Raw genomic sequence first — 680 nt, 5'->3', positions numbered from 1 at the left:
GTCCGCAATTGTTGCAAGAAGCTTTCGAAGAGCACATGAATCACCACTACCCTTTGGAGTGGTTTGATAATGAAATCAAAATGCTAACAGGGATCGACGTGTTCAATAAACCGTTCGATCATGAAGCTGGTTGCCAAACCTACCAACAAGGCAACTTTTCTCTGCTCGTAATTCGAAGTGACAAGCTGAAGCAATCACCAGCTACCGTTGGCGATTTTCTCGGATATCCAGTTGATGTGGTCCACGACAACCAATCAAACAACAAATGGTACTCCTCGCTGCTCAATGAGTTCAAAAATAGCTATCAACCTAAACCTGAGTTTATTGAGGAAATGTTGTCATCCAAATTGACGACCCACTTTTTTACTTCAAGTGAAATTTCCGAACTCAAACAAAAGTATCAAATGGCGCAATGATGAAGACGAAAATTTTACACATCATCAACGACCTATCTCAAAATGGTGGGGCGCAAAAGTTCTTAGTGGACTTGGTGCTCGAGCATAATTCCGAGTATGAAATCAAGATCCTCGTGTTGTGTGCTGAGAACGACTATTTGGAACAACTCTCCGCACAGGGAATCCAATGCTTTAACTGGCAGACACTGTCTCTATCGGAAAAATTGTCACTACTACGCTGGCCAGATCTTGTTCACGGACACCTGTATCCATCTATTTACCTAG

1 protein-coding gene and 1 pseudogene are annotated in these 680 nt (G+C 42.5%); both read left to right on the top strand.

Features of this window, described 5'->3' with window-relative positions:
• Window positions 1-416, top strand: a 416-nt coding sequence (locus R7O13_RS27370) for a putative capsular polysaccharide synthesis family protein (RefSeq protein WP_318305261.1), incomplete at its 5' end; no start/stop codon positions are given.
• Window positions 416-680: pseudogene (locus R7O13_RS27365) on the top strand (glycosyltransferase); the annotation flags it as partial. The gene R7O13_RS27370 and the pseudogene R7O13_RS27365, both read left to right, overlap by 1 nt.

It is taken from the genome of Vibrio sp. Y176, from assembly GCF_033438945.1.
Note: the sequence above shows the minus strand (reverse complement) of the source record. Positions and strands in the feature narration are given on the sequence as shown.